Annotated in this window: 11 protein-coding genes; all 11 read right to left on the bottom strand. The window is 61.7% G+C overall.

Annotated elements, in window-relative coordinates; genetic code table 11:
• Nucleotides 1-125: 125 nt before the first annotated feature.
• The 11 genes from recD to ptsP all read right to left on the bottom strand — a co-directional run bounded on the left by recD (nucleotide 126) and on the right by ptsP (nucleotide 17,884).
• Nucleotides 126-1,967, bottom strand: a complete 1,842-nt coding sequence (recD, locus tag D7S44_RS00290) for an exodeoxyribonuclease V subunit alpha (protein WP_120451165.1) — start codon at nucleotides 1,965-1,967, stop codon at nucleotides 126-128.
• On the bottom strand, nucleotides 1,964-5,500 hold the full coding sequence (recB, locus tag D7S44_RS00285; protein WP_120451164.1) for an exodeoxyribonuclease V subunit beta: 3,537 nt from the start codon (nucleotides 5,498-5,500) through the stop codon (nucleotides 1,964-1,966). The genes recD and recB overlap by 4 nt, the downstream gene beginning before the upstream one ends.
• Complete coding sequence (gene ptrA / locus D7S44_RS00280) at nucleotides 5,497-8,388, bottom strand: pitrilysin (protein WP_120451163.1); 2,892 nt, start codon at nucleotides 8,386-8,388, stop codon at nucleotides 5,497-5,499. The genes recB and ptrA overlap by 4 nt, the downstream gene beginning before the upstream one ends.
• A gap of 118 nt (nucleotides 8,389-8,506) precedes the next feature.
• Nucleotides 8,507-11,884 carry an exodeoxyribonuclease V subunit gamma gene (gene recC, locus D7S44_RS00275; protein WP_120451162.1) on the bottom strand — a complete coding sequence of 1,126 codons (3,378 nt, stop codon included), beginning with the start codon at nucleotides 11,882-11,884 and terminating at the stop codon, nucleotides 8,507-8,509.
• 102 nt (nucleotides 11,885-11,986) lie between these two features.
• A complete protein-coding gene (locus D7S44_RS00270) occupies nucleotides 11,987-12,211 on the bottom strand; it encodes a prepilin-type N-terminal cleavage/methylation domain-containing protein (protein ID WP_311778980.1) in 225 nt (74 codons plus the stop codon).
• Between the two features lie 58 nt (nucleotides 12,212-12,269).
• Complete coding sequence (locus D7S44_RS23795) at nucleotides 12,270-12,668, bottom strand: DUF2509 family protein (protein ID WP_120451160.1); 399 nt, start codon at nucleotides 12,666-12,668, stop codon at nucleotides 12,270-12,272.
• Entirely contained in the window at nucleotides 12,665-13,198 is a 534-nt protein-coding gene (locus D7S44_RS00260; protein ID WP_120451159.1) for a prepilin peptidase-dependent protein, read from the bottom strand. Before D7S44_RS00260 ends, D7S44_RS23795 begins: the two co-directional genes overlap by 4 nt.
• Nucleotides 13,189-13,659, bottom strand: coding sequence for a prepilin peptidase-dependent protein (locus D7S44_RS00255; RefSeq protein ID WP_120452816.1), 471 nt, complete (start codon nucleotides 13,657-13,659; stop codon nucleotides 13,189-13,191). Before D7S44_RS00255 ends, D7S44_RS00260 begins: the two co-directional genes overlap by 10 nt.
• A gap of 186 nt (nucleotides 13,660-13,845) precedes the next feature.
• Entirely contained in the window at nucleotides 13,846-14,640 is a 795-nt protein-coding gene (thyA, locus tag D7S44_RS00250; RefSeq protein WP_120451158.1) for a thymidylate synthase, read from the bottom strand.
• Entirely contained in the window at nucleotides 14,637-15,518 is an 882-nt protein-coding gene (gene lgt, locus D7S44_RS00245) for a prolipoprotein diacylglyceryl transferase (protein ID WP_120452814.1), read from the bottom strand. Before lgt ends, thyA begins: the two co-directional genes overlap by 4 nt.
• Nucleotides 15,519-15,637: 119 nt before the next feature.
• Nucleotides 15,638-17,884: a phosphoenolpyruvate--protein phosphotransferase gene (gene ptsP, locus D7S44_RS00240; protein ID WP_120451157.1), complete on the bottom strand. Its 2,247-nt coding sequence runs from the start codon at nucleotides 17,882-17,884 to the stop codon at nucleotides 15,638-15,640.
• Nucleotides 17,885-17,895: the final 11 nt, after the last annotated feature.

The following is a 17,895-nucleotide window of genomic DNA, read 5'->3' as shown; positions in this document are numbered from 1 at the left end:
GTTCCACAAAGTCGCTCAAGCATCCCTGCCCGCTCGGCCCGCGCCTTCCCTGGCGCGGGACGCTTTGTTCCACAGCCCCTGTTGCCCGCGCAGTAATGTACTGAGTCGTTTGCCAGAAACACCCGTCAGACGGCGAGACTAAGCCTTTCCACCAGCCCGCTGCGGCGCTGGGTTTGCAGCTGCACCGCACGCTGAAACACCGCAGGTTCGCTGTAGAGCGTCAGCCGCTTGCGCGCGCGGGTAATGGCGGTATAGACCAGCTCGCGCGTCAAAACCGGTGAAAACTGAGCGGGCATTACCAGCGCAGTATGTTCGAACTCCGACCCCTGCGACTTATGCACCGTCATCGCCCAGGCGGTATCGTGCGGCGGCAGGCGGCTCGGCTGTACTGCCTTCACCGAACCATCCGGCAGCGGGAAAAAGACCTTCAGCTGATTCTCTGCATCGCGCAGGGTAATGCCGATATCGCCGTTGAAGAGCCCCAGCGCGCTGTCGTTTCGCGTCACCATCACTGGCCGTCCCGCATACCAGCGGCTGCCGACCGCCGGACGGCGGATGCGCTGCAGCTGAACCAGACGCTGCTCGATGCGCTGATTCAACCCCTGAACGCCAAAGGGGCCGTCACGCAATGCGCAAAGCAGCTGATAGCGGCTGAACGCCTGCAGGATCTCCTCAACCGGCGCGCGCGCCTGCACTAATTTCAGGTAAGGACGGTAGCCCTCCGCTACGGCATCGAGCATAGCCTGATAGGCTTCGCCGCTCTGCAGCGCCTGAAAATCGATATCCTCAAAGGCGGCGTTAATCACCGCCTCGACCTCGCGCGCATCGCCGAGATTGACCGCGCGCGCCAGCTGACCAATGCCCGATTTCGCGTCGAAACGGTAACTTTTGCGCAGCAGGCAAATGCTGTCGCGCACGTCGGGGGCGCGCGCGTCATCCGCGCCGTCGAGCGCGCACTGCGTCAGCGCCACCAGCTGCTGCGCGCGCGACAGGCTGTAACCCGTTTCAGCGCAGCGACAGATATCGCCCAGCACGGCGCCCGCTTCCACCGACGCCAGCTGATCGCGATCGCCGAGGAAAATCACGCGCGCATGGTCAGGCAGCGCCGCGATCAGTTTCGCCATCATCGAGAGATCGACCATAGAGGCTTCGTCCACCACCAGCACATCAAGATGAAGCCGGTTTGAGGCGTGATAGCGCAGCCGCTGCGTATCGGGCTGCGCGCCCAGCAGGCGATGCAGCGTTGTGGCTTCGCTGGGAAAACGCGCCCGCTCCTCGTCGCTTACCGACAGCGCCTGCAGCGCCTGGCCGAGCGATTCGGTAAGGCGCGCCGCCGCTTTTCCGGTCGGTGCCGCCAGCTGAATACGCAGGCTGCTGCGGCTCAGGCGGATCATCGCCGCCAGCAGCTTCGCCACGGTGGTGGTTTTGCCCGTGCCGGGGCCGCCAGATATCACCGCCGTTTTGCGCGTCAGCGCCACGGCGGCAGCAATTTTTTGCCAGTCATCGGGACGATCGCCAAACAGCGCACTCAACACGTTCTGCGCGGCGGCGATATCCATCTCCGCCATCTCCACCTGCCGGGTGAAAAAGCGCGCCACCTGGCCTTCGCTTTGCCACAGGCGATGCAGATAAAGCCGTTCATGATTGAGCACCAGCGGCGTGGCGATGCCGCCATCGCTCAGCGCCGGCCAGCCCGATAGCGCCGTTTTCCAGCACGGCGGCGCGCCCGCTGCGCGCCATAAGGCCTGCGCCAGTTCGGGGTGACGTCCGGCGAACAGCGTCTCTGGGGTCAGGTGCGCCAGCGGCAGGCAGACATGGCCGTCGCCCGCTTCGGCGCTGACGCAGGCGGCCGCCAGCAGCCACGCGGGCTGTGAGGCGTCGGCGAGCAGCCGCGCGAACTGGAGATCGAGCGACCGCAGCAGACGTTTCTCTACCGCCTGATCGAGCAATGACACTATCTCCGTCATACTTCCTCCTCTTTCGGGCGACGAAACAACGCGTCCAGCCCGTCGACGAACGCCGTCGACGGCCGCGCGGTAAAGATGCCGTTTTCCGGCGAACTGCCATCGACGCCGCGCAAAAACAGATAAAACACGCCGCCAAAGTGGCGCTGATAATCATAACCGGGCAGACGATGCTGCAGATAGCGATGCAGCGCCAGCGTATAGAGCTGATATTGCAAGTCGTAGCGGTGATCCACCATCGCCTGCGCCATCGCCTCTGGGGTATAGGCCGCTTCGCTGTCGCCTAGCCAGTTGGATTTATAATCCAGCAGATAATATTGACCGTTCCAGCGAAATACCAGATCGATAAAGCCTTTCAGCATGCCCTGCACCTGATGAAACTCCAGACGCGGCGCGCGTGCCGACAGCGCATCGTGCTGGCGCATCAGCGCATCCAGCTCCGCTGCGTTAAGCATGCGCTCCAGCGGCAGATAAAAAGCCATCTCTACCAGCCGGTCATGGTTTTGCAGCGCGCCCAGCGTCAGCCCGTCGCGATTAAGCGGCGTATGCAGCACGCGTGCAATCCACGCCTCCAGCACCGGCAGCCAGTGCGACGGGTAGCCGTTCTGTTCCAGCTGCGTCTCCAGCAGCGTCCGATCCGGCGGCCGGGTAAAATCGAGCGATTCAAACAGGCCGTGCAAAAAGGTGCCCGGCGCCGCGCCGCGCGGAAAGTGATGCGGCGTCAGCACGTTCTCCGCTTCGCCGCCCTCTTCGCCAGCCGCGTCGATATCGAAAGTGGGCATCGCTTCCAGCAGCGGCGAACTGTTGTGCTGCTGTAAACCTGAGTAGCTGGTGACGCGCCAGGCGTCGCGTAGGTCGCGCGTGACCTGACGGCTGCTGAGCGCATCGTCGGGCTGCGCCTGCTCGCGCCAGTTTTCGCCGGGGATCAGATCGTCGCTCACTACCTCGGTATCACCATCCGCCAGCGTCGCCAGACAGGTGCGCAGACGGTCGGCGTTGCCGCTCTCTCCCTGCTGCACCAGATAGCCCAGCGCGCTCTTGTGCAGATCGCTGTCGCCCTCTTTTTTGCGCGCGCCTTTAAACAGCGGCGCAACGCCAACGCTACAGTGGTACACCGAGCGCGTCAGGGCGACGTAGAGCAGGCGCAAATCTTCCGCCAGTCGCTCCTGCTCGGCCAGCTCCATGCTCTGCTCGTCGCCCTGCACATCGAGCAGCGTCGCGAAGCTCTCCCGGTCGTGATAGAGCGCGCTGGCCGCCTCACGAAAGCCGGCGGCGAAAGGCAGCCACACCAGCGGGTACTGTAATCCTTTGGATTTATGGATGGTAACGATCTGTACCAGATGGCGATCGCTCTCCAGACGCAGCTGCTGATCCGCCGACTGGCTATTGGGCCGGGCGATCTGCTGGGCGAGAAAGCGCACCAGCGCATGGGGACTGTCGAGCTGCGTCGAGGCCTCTTGCAACAGTTCGCCAAGGTGCATCAGATCGGTGAGCCTGCGCTCGCCGTTCTCCGAGGCCAGCATATTTTCCGCCAGCTGCCGCTGATTCATCACGTCGCGCAGCATTGGTAACACGCCGCGCTGGTGCCATAGCTGCTGCCAGCCAGCGAACTGCTCTACCAGCGCATCCCATTCGCGCTCGTTCTGGCTCAGCGTATCCAGCGAGGCGGCGTCGATAGCGAAAATCGAGGTGGCGAGCGCGCTGCGCAGCAGACGCTCCTGCTCCGGCGCCTGTATCGCCTGCAACAGCCACAGCAGTTCGCGCGCCTCGGGGGTGGTATAGACGCTGTCGCGGTTAGAGAGGTAGACCGATGGAATCGACAGGCCGTTCAGCGCGTCGCGAACCAGTCCTGCTTCGTTGCGGCTGCGCACCAGCACGGTAATATCGGACGCCTGTACCGGCCGCAGGTTATCGCCCTTACCCAGCAGAGCGCGTCCCTGCTGTCCGGCCACCAGCCAGCGGCTGATATCGGCGGCGCACTGCTGCGCCATAAATTGCTGATAGTCGCTTACGCCCACGCCGTCGCCGGGCTGCAGCCAGAAACGCAGCGCCGCCTGCGGCTGCGCATCTTTCAATAGCGTCAGTTGCTGATTCGGCTCAGCCGGGTTAACCGGCAGAAACGGGATAGCTGAAAAGAGAAACGGCGAATCCATGCGGGCGAAAAGGCGGTTTACGCTCTGCACCATTCCTGGCGACGATCGCCAGTTGGTATCAAGCGTGTAGTGGGCGCTGACCTCGCTGCGCGCGCGCAGATAGGTAAAAATATCGGCGCCGCGGAAGGCGTAAATAGCCTGTTTGGGATCGCCGATCAGCAGCAGCGCCAGCTCAGGCTGATTAAGATAGAGCGTGCGGAAAATACGGTACTGTTGCGGATCGGTATCCTGGAATTCATCGATCAGCGCCACCGGAAAACGGCCGCGGATAGTGTCGGCCAGCAGCGCGCCGCCCGGCTGCTGCAGCGCCTCGTCGAGCCGGCTCAGCAGATCGTCGAAGCCGAGCAGCGCGCGCAGGCGCTTCTCTTTACGCACCGCGTCGCGTACTTCTACCAGCGCGCGGGCGATAACCAGGTCACGCAGCGACAGCGGCTCGGCGAGAAAGGCCTCTACCGCCTGAAACAGCGGATGCTGCGGCGGCTCGCCTTTTTTGGTTTTTTCCAGCAGCACGCGCTGGGCGAAACGCTCCAGCTCTTTAGGAAAGAGATAGTCCACCGTTTCGCTGTTGGCCCACTGGGTGATCTTCGCCACCCAGAGCGGCAGATATTTACTACTGTAGCTGCGCTTATCAACGCCGGACTGGCTGACGATGCCTTCAACTTCGTCGCTTACCGCCTGCCACTGCTGCTTCATGGCGCTGATGCGCGCCAGATTGGCAGCGTGGCGCGTCGCAAGGGTTTCGTCGTCGGCAGGTGGACGCTTCAGGCGAGGCGACTCGCCTTGCAGCCAGGGCCGCAGCGTCGTCAGCAGGCTTTCGGGTCCGTTCCACTCAGCGATAATGGCGCGCGCCACCTCCAGCGTCAGCGGATAGCAGTGGCGTCGCCAGAAGTCCGCCGTCGCCTGTTTAAACAGCGCCGCCTCATCCTCTATCAGCTCCTGCTCGAACAGCATGCCGGACTCAAAGGCGTTCAGGTTAAGCATGCGCTGGCAGAAGCCGTGAATCGTGAATATCGCCGCCTCGTCCATCTGACGCTCCGCCGCCAGCAGCAGCGAAGCGGCCTGCGAGAGATCGTCAATCTGGCCCAGCAGCTGCGCCAGCATCGGATTACTGCTGGCACCGCGCACGCAGGCCAGGCGCAGCTCATGAATATTTTCGCGGATGCGTCCGCGCAGTTCAGCGGTGGCGGCCTCGGTAAAGGTCACTACCAGAATTTCTTCGACCGACAGCGGGCGGCTGTAACTGTTTTCGCCGCCCAACCCCAACAGCAGGCGCAAATAGAGCACGCCGATAGTAAAGGTTTTGCCGGTTCCCGCCGAAGCCTCGATCAGACGCTCGCCGCGCAGCGGCAGCGTCAGAGGATTCAGCGACTCAGGGTAACTCATTGCGTCTCACTCTTAACCGGTAGCGACTGCTGCAGTTTCGCTACCTCATTCCAGGTTTTCCATCCGGGCAGCCGCGCAAAGGCGACTTTTTCCGCGCTGTTGCCCGCAATCTGCGACGTCATCGCCATGCCCTCTTTTTTCATCACGGCACGGTGGAAGAAGTCCGCCAGCTCGCCCGGCGTCAGCTGCTGGATCGCTTCTATAACTTTCTGTCGGGTATCGAAGGCGTAATTCTGGCGATCGAAATCCCGGCTGTAGCGCGACGCCTCTTCATCAAGGGTTTGCGGCCGCTGCTTCAGCTGATTAATCATCGCCTGCTGATACTGGGCGAAGTCGCTCTGCGGCATGGCGCGCAGCCGTTTTTCCGCCTGCGGGTAAAAAGCCTGATAGCGCTGCAGCAGATAAGCGGGCTGCTTGCTGTTGCTTTGCAGCAGGAAGCCGATGCCCCACTGACGGCCGACCGGCATCTGGAAAGCGAATACCGCATAGCCCAGCTGCTCCTCGGTACGCAGCTGATTGTAGAACCAGGGCTGCACGATCTGACTCAGCATAGAGCTGTTCGCCATGCTCTGATATTCGCCGTAGCCGAGTGGCACATAGAGCGCCGCCAGCGCCGAATCGGTGCTGCTGCCGGTTTTTTGCAGGTTGGCTTTCACAGGCTTAGCGAAGGAAACATAGTTGTTGCGCCAGAGCTGCGTACCCTGGGTCTGCATCTGCTGCTTCAGCTCGCGACCAAGCTGCGTCACGCTATCGGCGCTGAGATTGCCGACCGCCAGCAGTTCAGGCGTCGCATGATGGATCAGATTGTCGCGATACGCCACTACCTCGTCGAGCCCGATCGCTTTGACCAGCGCGCGGCGCGTCTCGCGCTGCGTATAGGGAAGCTGCGACAGCATCTGCATCGGCTGGATAGCCATTTCAAACGCTTTGCCTTTGTCCGCCGCGTCCAGCTGATCCAGATACCAGGATTTCGCCTGCTCCAGCTGCTGCGTCGTCGGCTGGAACGTGGCATAGCCTTCGACCAGTTTTTTCAGCAGCGTCGGCAACCGCTGGGTAAAGCCGCTGGCGGTGAACACCAGCCCATCATTTTCGCTGGTAGAGAAGCTGATGCCGCCGACCGAGGCCTGCGAGTTCAGCTCATCCAGCGCCAGGCTGGAGAGATAATCGTTCAGGCCGAACAGCACCTGCTGGCGCGCGTCGCTGATGGCGTGCTGATTGCGCAGCGCCAGCATCACAGAGGCTTTCGGCTCGCTGGCGTAAAACTGGCTGGGCATCCAGTAGATGGGCATGCCGACGTCATTGGGCAGCGAAACTGGATGGGTATAGCTTTTGCCGTCCTGCGTGATCAGGGTGAAATCGTCAGGAATATAGGGGTTCAGCGTCGGCATTGAGAGCTGGATATGGCTGGCGCGCTGTCGCCAGTCGGCGAAGGTCTGGTCGCTGATACGATCGACCTGATAGGGCGCATTAACAAAGTAGGCCACTTTGTTGTGCGGCTCCTGCGGGCTGATATACCAGATGCGCGCATGCTGCGGCGTCATCTCGTCAAGGCGCGCTTTAATGGCGGCGGCGTCGTAGTCATCGGCCAGATAAGGCGCATCCAGCGTATGCTCAACCGGCACGCGCAGCATGGTGTCTGCCAGCCACTCGATGTAATCCATATCGCGCGTCAGCGAGGGATAGCGAAAATCGAGCGCCAGCACGTGGGAGACTTCGTCAAAGTAGCGCTTGTCGATGCCCTGCTCACGCAGCATGGCGATATAGCTGAAGATCGCCGCCACCACTTCATCGCGCTGCGCCAGGCCTTTATCGGTGAGCGAGGCGGTAATGGCGAAGACGCCGCTGCTGCGTTCGCTCATCGGGTCGGCGCCGGCATTGACGCCGTCGGCCAGCCCCTGCTTTTGCAGCCAGTCGACCAGGGTATTTTTGCTGCGGTTGCCGATGAGATAGCCGATCAGCGTATCGGTTTTGCTGCGGAAGCGATCGCTGTTATTCGCAATGCGGAACTCAATTTTGAGCTGCTTGCGCGGCTGCGCCGGGACATAGTGGATCACAATGCCCTGCTGCGCCTCGGTAACCACAGGTGCGTCGATAGCCGGAACCGCCGCATCGTGATTCGCGATGCGGCCAAAGGTGTTGGCGGCGATCTGCGCCATCTCCGGCAAGGGTTTATTGCTGTAGAGCACCGCTTTCATCAGGTTGGCGGAGTAATGGGTATGGTAGAACGCCGACAGCGCATCCAGCAGCTTGCTGTCCGGCTTATCTTTCAGCGTATCGAGATTGCCGCCAGAAAAGCGCGAGCCGGGATGCGCCGGATTCAGCGTCTCCGCCCCGACCTGCGCCATACGCAAGCCGTCACGCGAGCGCGCCATCGTCAGCTCGGCGTTGACGGCGTTGCGTTCGCGATCGGCGTTAACCGGATCGAGCAACGGCGCAGCCAGCGCGTCCGCCATGCGGTCGACCGCCGGTTCCAGCGCGTCGTTTTCCACCTCCAGGTAGAACGCGGTGCGGTAGGAGGCGGTGCTGGCGTTGTGACTGCCGCCATGCTTTTTCAGGAACTCCGCCAGGTTATCCGGCTGCGGATAGCGCTGCGATCCCATCAGCACCATATGCTCCAGAAAGTGCGCCAGGCCGAGCTGTTGATCCGGGTCGTCCAGCGAGCCGATCGGCAGCGTCAGCGCCGCCAGCGATTTTGGCGCCTGCGCGTCGGAGACCAGCAGCACGGTCAGGCCGTTGTCGAGCCGGATAGCCTGATACTGGCGCGGATCTTTTTCGCTTTTGCGAATGGCTTCATTAACCGGCGTCCAGCCCGTCGCGGCCTGTGCCAGCGAGGCGCAGGTCGCCAGGCTCAACATTAGCGCCGCTATCCAGCGAGCGTATCTACGCATGTAAACCCCTTCTGTTACCCTTGAAACTGCGCTGCCGGGCAGGCGCAGCCGAAAATGGTTCAAACTGACGTGACCTTTTTATCGGGCGTCGACGCGTCAGAGCTCGTCGTGCCACTTGCTATTCATCATCCAGGTGGGCCTGCAATACCGGCAGATACCAGCGTTGCGCGGCCTCGGTGATCTGCGCTATCTGCGCGTCGTTCAGGACGCGGCACAGTCGTTGCAGGTAGGGATCGCCGCCCTCGCCTTCCTGCTGATAACCGCCTGTCCAGGCCTGCAGCAGCCGATTGCGCGCCTTGACCTGGGTGGCTTCATCCAGCAGCAGCTGCTGCGTTTTTTTGTCGTAGCTTGCCGTCAGCCAGGCGCCGCCGCTCTTGTTCAGCAGCAGCAGCGGTTGTGACATGCCTTGCTTATAGCCCTGCATATAGCGCGTCAGCATCGCCTCGGCCTCTGGCTGCGGCACCGCCGCAAAGCGCCAGCGGCTGTTTTCTCTGCCCATCATGCGGCTCTCGCCGCTGCCACCCAGCGCACAGTAGATCAGGTGCTCCAGCCAGAGCAGCAGGCCGTCGTTCATATTAAGCACGCCGGGACGCCAGCGCAGCAGGCCGTCGTGCTGTACCTGCGTCAGCCAGCCGGTCAGCGTAACGCCGTCAAGCGGCAGATTCACCTCCCAGCTCTCGCCTTCGCTGCGCTGCTCAATGACCGCCGCCGCCACTTCCTGCATCTCCTCCTGCTGCGCCTGCCAGAAGAGCTCGCCGAACGCGCCGTAAGGCAGATTGCCCGCCGCGCGATGCAGGGCGTACAGCCGCTGCGTATCTTCGCCCTCCACCAGCGCGTTCAGCAGCTCGGCGTTGATCTGGTACCGCTCCAGACTGTCGAGCGCGAAAGGCTCATTGTCTGACAGCTCCGTCTCCTCCAGCCAGAAAGTGACGCCGAGCCGCTGATGAAACCAGGCGCGCACCGGATGACGCCAGAAGCGCAGGAACTGCTCGCAGGAGACGGACTCCATCTCCGACAGCGGCAGCGGCTGAACAAAGTCGGGCTGCGCCTCGCCTTTTCCCTGCGCGGCGGGCAGCCATTCGCGCGCAAAGCTATGGCATCGTGACTGCGGCTGAAAATTTTCCGCGGCGAACGGCATACGGCTGTGCAGATGCTGGATATGCTGCTGGACGCGCTGCGCGCTCTCATCCAGCTCTTTTGCCTCATCGCCGGGCAGACAGAAGCTCTGGCCAATGTAATCCAGCAGCTCTGTGACCAGCACAGAGGGATAGCGTTCCGTATTATCCTGAATTGCGCGACCGATATAGCTGATATAGAGCCGATCCTGCGCCGAAAGCAGCGCTTCAAGGAACAGATAGCGATCGTCGTCGCGCCGGCTGCGATCGCCTTTGCGCGTCTGTTGCTGCATCAGGTCAAAGCCCGGCGCCGGCAGCGTGCGGGGATAGACGCCGTCGTTCATGCCAAGCAGACAGACCACGCGGAAGGGGATCGAGCGCATCGGCATCAGCGTGCAGAAGTTAATCTGTCCGGCGAGGAAGCGCTGGCTGATGCGCTGCTGATCGAGGCGCGCGCGCAGATCGTCGCGCAGCAGCGTCACGGGAATAGCGGCCTGATAGCGCGCGGCCTGCCCATATTCGATCAGCTGCTTCCACTGCTCCTCCACCAGCAGCAGCGCCGCGTCCGCTTCGGCGTCGCCGTGAAAGAAGTCATTGATCATCTCCCGACAGAGCGGCAACCACCCTTCCAGCGGTCGGGATTCGCTGAGGCGCGCGCGCCAGTGGTTCAGGCGCATCAGCAGCTCCGCCAGATGACCGGCCAACTCGCCGACTAAGCCGCTCGATTCGTCATAGGGCAAAATGCCCTGCCAGTCGCCGTGATGACTCTCCATCGCATAGCCCAGCAGCATACGCTCCAGGCCAAAGCGCCAGGTGTGCTGGCCCGTGACCGGCAGCGCCAGCGCTTCGGCACTGTCATCGTCCAGCCCCCAGCGCACGCCAGATTCATCGACCCAGCGGCGCAGCAGGCGCAGGCCGCTCTCATCCACGGAGAACCGGTTCGCCAGCGCCGGGACCTCCAGCAGCGCCAGCACATCTTCCGCCGCAAAGCGGCTGTCCGGCAGCGCCAGCAGGCTCAGAAAGGCAAAGATAGCCGGATGCGCCTGGCTGGCGCGGCGATCGGAGATAGAGAACGGCAGATAGCGATCGGCGGGCGCGTTGGCGAAGACCGCCTGGATAAAGGGCGCGTAGCTGTCGATATCGGCGACCATCACAATGATATCGCGCGGCTTAAGCGCGGGATCTGCTTCCATCATCGCCAGCAGGTGATCCTGCAGCACCTCCACTTCGCGCTGCGCGCTGTGGCAGATCTGCACGCTAATCGAGCGATCGTCGGGATCGAGCGGACGCTTGTTGCCGCTCCAGGCCAGCTCCTCCGCGTTCAGCCCCAGCACCGCGTTGTCCTGCAGATTCAGCAGATCGTGCTGCATGGCATGCAGCAGATTGTCCTCTTCCACCTCGACAAAGGCGTCGACGTCATCCGCCTCGTCCATCTGGCTGAGCAGGAACAGGTTGTCGCGGCCCAGCTTGCCCCAGGAGGCGAGCAGCGGATTGCTGAGCTGCTGTTCGCCTTCGGCGTTGAAACGCGCCGGCGCCTCAAGCGGATCGCTGAAGAGATCGCGCGACTCTTCGCTGTCGAGGCGACGGCGCTGGCGGCTCTGCAGCTTCGCGAGGAAGGCGTAATCCTGAATATCGCCCCAGTAGTCGCGGCAGGGATTGGTGAACAACAGATGAATATCGATATGGCGGCCCAGCGCCTGCAGCGCCTGTAAATAGACCGGCGGCAAGGCGGAAATGCCGCAGATAAACACGCGCTTTGGCAGGCCAGAGGGGGGCCGCTCCGCCCGCTCCAGCGTCTGGATAAAGCGCGCGTAGAGGTTGGCGCGATGCCATTTCGGCTGTCCCAGCGCCTCGGTGTAGGCCACCAGGTCACGCCAGAGCGCCGACTGCCACAGCTGCGCGTCGCCTAAACCTTCGACCAGCTCGCCCTGTTCCCAGCGGTTCAGCCAGTCGGCGCGGTAGACCAGATACTGGTCAAAGAGATCGGCAACGCGGGAGCAGAGCTGGAAGAGTTTGCGCTTATCGCTGTCGTCGTGCAGATAGTGGCGCAGCGAGACAAACGCCTCCTGCGTCAGCAGTTCAGGCAAGCGATGCATCAGTTTCCAGCTCATGCTGGCTTTGGTAAAAGCGCTCTCGGCAGGAATGTCCGGCAGCACGCGCACGAACATATCCCAGATAAAAGAAGCGGGCAGAGGAAATTCGATATTGGCGGCGATACCGAAGGTTTGCGCCAGTTCCATCTGCAGCCACTGCGCCATGCCGGGACTCTGCACCAGCACGGTTTCGGCGGAAAAAGGATCGCTGAGGGGGTCATGTTCTATCACCGCTGCCGCGAGAATCTTCAGAACATCGAGCTGGTTTGAGTGATAAACGTGAAACATGGAAACTCCTGTGGTGACACTGTCTGGCGCGGCAAAGCGGCAGACTGGTCACTCTACCGCGGATCGCCGGGGTTGCCCATAGCGTGCGGGCTCTTTTGCCTCTCAGCAACGTAAACGCGTCAATATGGCGTGCCCCTGATACGCTCCGCTGACCTCAGCGCGTTCCAGCGTACAGTTCGAAGCGCTGCTGCGCTCAAGTGACGTACGCCAGCCCGGCATCTCATGCCCCATCAGACGCTGCGCGGCGACGCGTACGGCGACGCGTTGCTGCCACTGCTGGCTGAAGCCCTGCGCCAGAGCGAGCTGATAGTGCAGCAGCGCGCTCACGCTCGTCGCCAGCAGCAACAGCGCGAACAGCGCTTCCGGCAGGCTAAAGCCACGCTGCTTACAGACAGCGTTTCGCCGTCGCCAGCGGGCAGTAATCGATCCAGCCGTGCGGCAACGGTCTGAGCCTGTAGCCCTCCTTTGCCACCCAGCGCCATAGCGCCAGTTCGCCTGCCGCCGCGCGGCCTTTAAGCAACGCCCGTTCATCGCTCACCTTCTGTAAACAACTTTCCCAGCCCTGCCGCCGCTCCTGCTGGCAGCCCTGCGCCTGCGGCCAGCTCAGCGTCAGCCCCCACTGCAGCGCCGACTGCGCCGCCCAGAAATCGTGATAGTGCTGCCGCTCGTCGGCGACCAGCGACATGCCCTGCTCCAGCCTTTCCCGGCTGGCGCGCAGCGTCAGGCTGCCCATCAGCAAAATCATCAGCACCATGCCCAGCGCGCTGTTGCCTTTTTGATTCACTGGTTTTCTCCCTCGACCCAGCTCTCCAGCGTTTCCTGCTCGCTGCCGGCGCGCCCAGTCAGACGCAGCTTAATCAGCGCGCCCGTTTGCTCTACGCTGAACTGCTCAACCGCGAGAAAAGCGGGATCGGTGAGGCGTTCCCAGCCTGTTCCGCCGCATCCGTCCGCGCCGCGTCGGGTTTCCAGCTGCTTTTGCCGCAACCGAAAGCCGTAATAATCGCTTTCGCCGTGCGCGACCCCTTCCCATTTTCCATTGCTGTTGTCGTCCCAGCGCAGCAGCAGGCAGTCGCCGGAGGCGCTAAACCCCGCCGCGCCGCAGTCGCCGTTACAGTAGCCCGCGCGGCGCACCGCTTTTTCCAGCGTCTGCATCACCTGCTGCAGATCTTCGCGCAGCTGAACGCGCTGTTGCAGGCGCAGGTTTTCCCCCATCAGCAGCGGTAAAAACCGGCCTGCGCTCAGCATCAGCACGGCGCTGATGGCCATCGCCACCAGCATCTCCAGCAAACTGAACCCGGCTATCTTCAGTCGCATCCCTGCTCCTCCGGCTGGCAGAGGCGAATGCGGGCGCGGGCGGAAATAATCAACCGCAGCCTGCCGCTTGCGTTGCCAAACTCCAGGCTGCCCGCCTTCGCCATATTGCGGCGGCCGTAAAAGCCCGGCTCGCCGCGTACGCCGGTCAGGCTAACGCCGGGATAAGGCGCGATAAACTGCAGCCGCCTGCCGCGCTCACAGCCAGCATCGGGTTTCGGCCCGCTACCCAGACACCAGCGTTCGCCCGGTATCAGCCAGAGCGTGCGATCCTGGCTCTGCCAGTTGGCCTGCGCCCGCAGGCGCTGTAAAAAGCCCTGCAGCTGTTGCGCGGTCTCGCGCAGCTGCTGTCGCTGCTGCCAGCGCTGCCAGCCCTGAAGCGCGCCGAGGCTGAGGATGCCGACGATAACCAGTACGAACAGCAGCTCCGGCAGCGTAAAGCCATAGTGGGGTTCTTTTTTCATGGCGAAACTCTGCCGCTTTGCCCGCATAGTCGCGAGCGGCGTTGTGCCGGACTGCGCGCCGCGTTCCAGCAAAGATGTCAGGGTTGCATCAGGCAGCAAAAGGGTACGAGAGGGCGCGCTAAAAAGCAGAAAAAAAGCCCCGGCGAGCAAGGCTGCGCCAGGGCTTTATAACAGCAGGCAGAAGCGTTACACCGCTACCGGCGCCTTGATGGGCGGATGAGGATCGTAGCCTTCGATCTCAAAATCTTCGAAGCGATAATCGAAGATCGAGTCGGGCTTGCGCTTAATCACCAGCTTCGGCAGCGGGCGCGGCTCGCGCGTCAGCTGCAGGCGCGCCTGCTCCAGATGGTTGCTGTAGAGGTGCGTGTCGCCGCCGGTCCAGACGAAATCACCCACCTGCAGATCGCACTGCTGCGCCACCATATGGACCAGCAGCGCGTAGCTGGCGATATTGAACGGCAGGCCGAGGAAAATATCGCAGGAGCGCTGATAGAGCTGACAGGAGAGCTTGCCGTCCGCCACGTAAAACTGGAAAAAAGCGTGACACGGCGCCAGCGCCATCTCGTCCAGTTCGCCGACGTTCCACGCCGAAACGATAATGCGGCGCGAGTCGGGGTCGCGCTTCAGCTGTTCGATAACCTTCGCTATCTGGTCGATCTCTTCGCCGCGCGCGCTGCCCCAGCTGCGCCACTGTTTACCGTAGACCGGGCCGAGGTCGCCCTTTTCATCAGCCCACTCGTCCCAGATAGTGACGTTATTCTCTTTCAGGTAGCCGATATTGGTCTCGCCCTTCAGGAACCACAGCAGCTCGTGAATAATCGAGCGCAAATGCACTTTTTTGGTGGTCACCAGCGGAAAGCCATCTTGCAGGTTGAAACGCATCTGGTGACCGAAAATCGACAGCGTGCCAGTACCGGTACGGTCAGATTTCGGCGTGCCATGGTTCAGCACATGTTGCATCAGGTCCAGATACTGTTTCATTTTACCTCTCGAGTGTGTTGCTGCGGGCGACGACGATACGCCCAGACCATCATAATAACGCCTGCCAGGATCATCGGAATGGAGAGGATCTGCCCCATACTGACGCCGCCTTCAAACAGGCCGAGCTGCGCATCTGGCTGGCGGAAGAATTCAACGATAATGCGAAACGCGCCGTAGCCGATCAGGAACAGGCCGGAGACGCTGCCCATCGGACGCGGTTTGCGAATAAACAGGTTCAGAATAATAAACAGCACCACGCCTTCCAGCATCAGCTCATACAGCTGTGACGGATGACGCGGCAGCACGCCGTAGGTATTCAGCAGTTCCTGATAGCGCGGATTACTCGCCGCCAGCGCCACATCCTCGCTGCGCGAGCCTGGGAACAGCATGGCGAATTTGAAGTCAGGCGCGACGCGGCCCCACAGCTCGCCGTTGATAAAGTTGCCGAGACGACCAGCGCCAAGGCCGAACGGGATCAGCGGCGCGATAAAGTCAGAGACCTGGAAAAAGGTGCGTCTGGTGCGGCGCGCGAAAATCATCATCACCACGATCACGCCGATCAGGCCGCCGTGGAACGACATGCCGCCATCCCATACTTTGAACAGGTAGAGCGGATTTTCCAGAAACAGCGGCAGGTTATAGAAGAGCACGTAGCCGATGCGGCCACCAAGGAAAACGCCGAGGAACCCCGCGTAGAGCAGGTTTTCCACTTCCTCTTTTTTCCAGCCGCTGCCGGGTTGGTTAGCGCGGCGAACCGCCAGCCACATGGCAAAAATAAAGCCGACGAGATACATCAGTCCGTACCAGTGCAGCGAAACCGGTCCGATAGAGAAGATCACCGGATCGAACTGCGGAAATGCGATATAGCCGTTATTCATCATTCACCATTCAATTTTCAGCCCTGAAAAAGGGGCGCCAGGCGGATATGTTAAAGGCTGCGCATCATAGCACAGCCTGGTTTTTTACAGAGCAGCGTAAATGTAAACGAGGATAACGCTCAGCGCCCGCCGCGGATCAGACCGCCCAGCCCGCGCCGCTCCATAAAGGCGGCGACCAGGTGGCGAACCTCCGATGCGGTATGCGCGCTGAGGCCTTGCTCGCTTAGCTTCTGCGTCTCTTGTTTATCCAGATGGCGCAGCAGATACTTTACGCGCGGCACATTCTTGCCGTTCATGCTGAGATGGTGATAGCCAAGCCCCACCAGCAGCGCGACGCACATCGGATCGCCCGCCATTTCACCACAAAGACAGAGTTCAAGATTCGCCAGACGGGCTTCGGTGGCGATCGACCGCAGCGCGCGCAGCATGGCGGGATGCAGCGGATCGTAAAGATTGGCGACGCGCGTGTTGTTGCGATCGACCGCCATCAGGTACTGGGTCAGGTCGTTGGTGCCGACCGAGACGAAATCGACGCGCGTCTGCAGCTGCGGGATCATAAACAACATCGACGGTACTTCGATCATCACGCCGACGCGCGGCTTCGGAATCACATAGCCCAGCATCTCTTCCACTTCGCGTCCGGCGCGCTGGATCAGCCGCACCGCGTCATCAATCTCGTCGATATGGCTGATCATTGGCAGCAAAATGCTGAGGTTGCCGGAGGCGGCGTTGGCGCGCAGCATGGCGCGCACCTGCACCAGAAAGATTTCGGGCTGATCCAGCGTCAGACGGATGCCGCGCCAGCCGAGGCAGGGGTTCTCTTCGCTGATCGGCATATAGGGCAGCTGTTTGTCAGCGCCGACGTCCAGCGTGCGCAGCGTGACCGGCTTATTGTGAAACAGCTGCAGCATGCCCTGATACTGCGCAACCTGCTCCTCTTCGGAGGGAAAGCCGTTTTGCAGCATAAAGGGAATTTCAGTGCGGTAGAGGCCGATGCCGTCCACCCAGCTGTCGAGCGTCTGCTCATGCTCCGGGCTGAGGCCAGCGTTAAGCATCACCTGGATGCGCTCGCCGCTTTTTAGTTCGCCCGGCTGATCGACGACCCCTTCTGCCATTTTGCTCAGCGCGTTCTCTTCGCTGATCAGACGCTGATACTCCTGCACCAGTACCGGTTCAGGATCGATCAGCAGCTCGCCGCGATAGCCGTCGACAATCAGCAGGCGTTTATTCAGCTGCGCAGGCAGGATATCCGCGCCCATTACCGTGGGAATGCCCATGGCGCGCGTCAGGATAGCAGCGTGCGAGTTGGAGGCGCCATCGCGCACCACGATGCCCGCCAGCCGCTCGTGCGGCAGCTCCGCCAGGGTAGTAGCGGTAAGCTCGTCGGCGACCAGCACAAAACGTTCCGGCCAGGCGTTGGTGCCGACCAGAGAATCATCGAGATGAAACAGCAGGCGCTGCCCTAACACGCGCAGATCGCCTGCGCGCTCGCGCAGGTAGTTATCGCTCAGGCTGGCGAACTGGGCGGCGAATTTTTCGATCACCTTTTTTACCGCCCATTCGGCGACCGATCCCTGTTCGATCTCATCGAACAGATCCTTTTTCAGGCGGGCGTCGGTTAACAGGTGGGAGTAGAGATCGAAGATCGCAGCGCTCTCTTTCTGCACGCCGGCGGCGAAACGTTTGCTGAAGCGGCGAAACTCGCTGGCGGCTTCGTTCATCGCCACCACCAGCCGTTCGCGTTCGCGCTGAATATCGAGCGTTGAGGCGGCGGAGACCTGATCCAGCAGCGGCTGAGTTTCATCGACCCAGCCTGGCGCGACAGCGACGCCGGGCGCGGCAGCGATAGCGCGTACCCGCGTCTGGCGGAACTGGCCGAAGAGCTGACCGAGCTGCGACTGCGACAGCAGAGTCGCCATCTGCGTCGCCAGCGTAACCAGGAAAGACTCTTCGCTTTCGTCGAACTGTCGGTGTTCGCGCTGCTGTACCACCAGCACGCCCAACAGCTGACGGCGACTGATAATCGGCACGCCGAGGAAAGAGCGATAGCGCTCTTCTTTCACTGCAGGAATATATTTGAAGCTGGGGTGACTTTGCGCATCCGCAAGGTTGATAGGTTCGGCGAGACGTCCCACCAGGCCGACGATCCCTTCGTCGAACGCCAGCGTAACGGTGCGCCCGCGCGGTTTTTTCAGGCCTCGCGTGGCCATCAGGTAGTAGCAATGGTGTTCATGATCTGCGAGATAAACGGAGCACACTTCCGTGTCCATCGCCAGGCAGATCTCATTGACCAGAATGTCGAGCGCGTCGGTAAGACGTGGCGCGCCCGCCACCTTTTCTACTATTTCGCGCAACTGAGTGAGCATAAGGGCGTGGC

The organism is Pantoea piersonii, assembly GCF_003612015.1.
Classification (GTDB): domain Bacteria; phylum Pseudomonadota; class Gammaproteobacteria; order Enterobacterales; family Enterobacteriaceae; genus Pantoea; species Pantoea piersonii.
The sequence above is the reverse complement of the archived record's forward strand: the minus strand, read 5'-3'. Positions and strand labels throughout refer to the sequence as shown.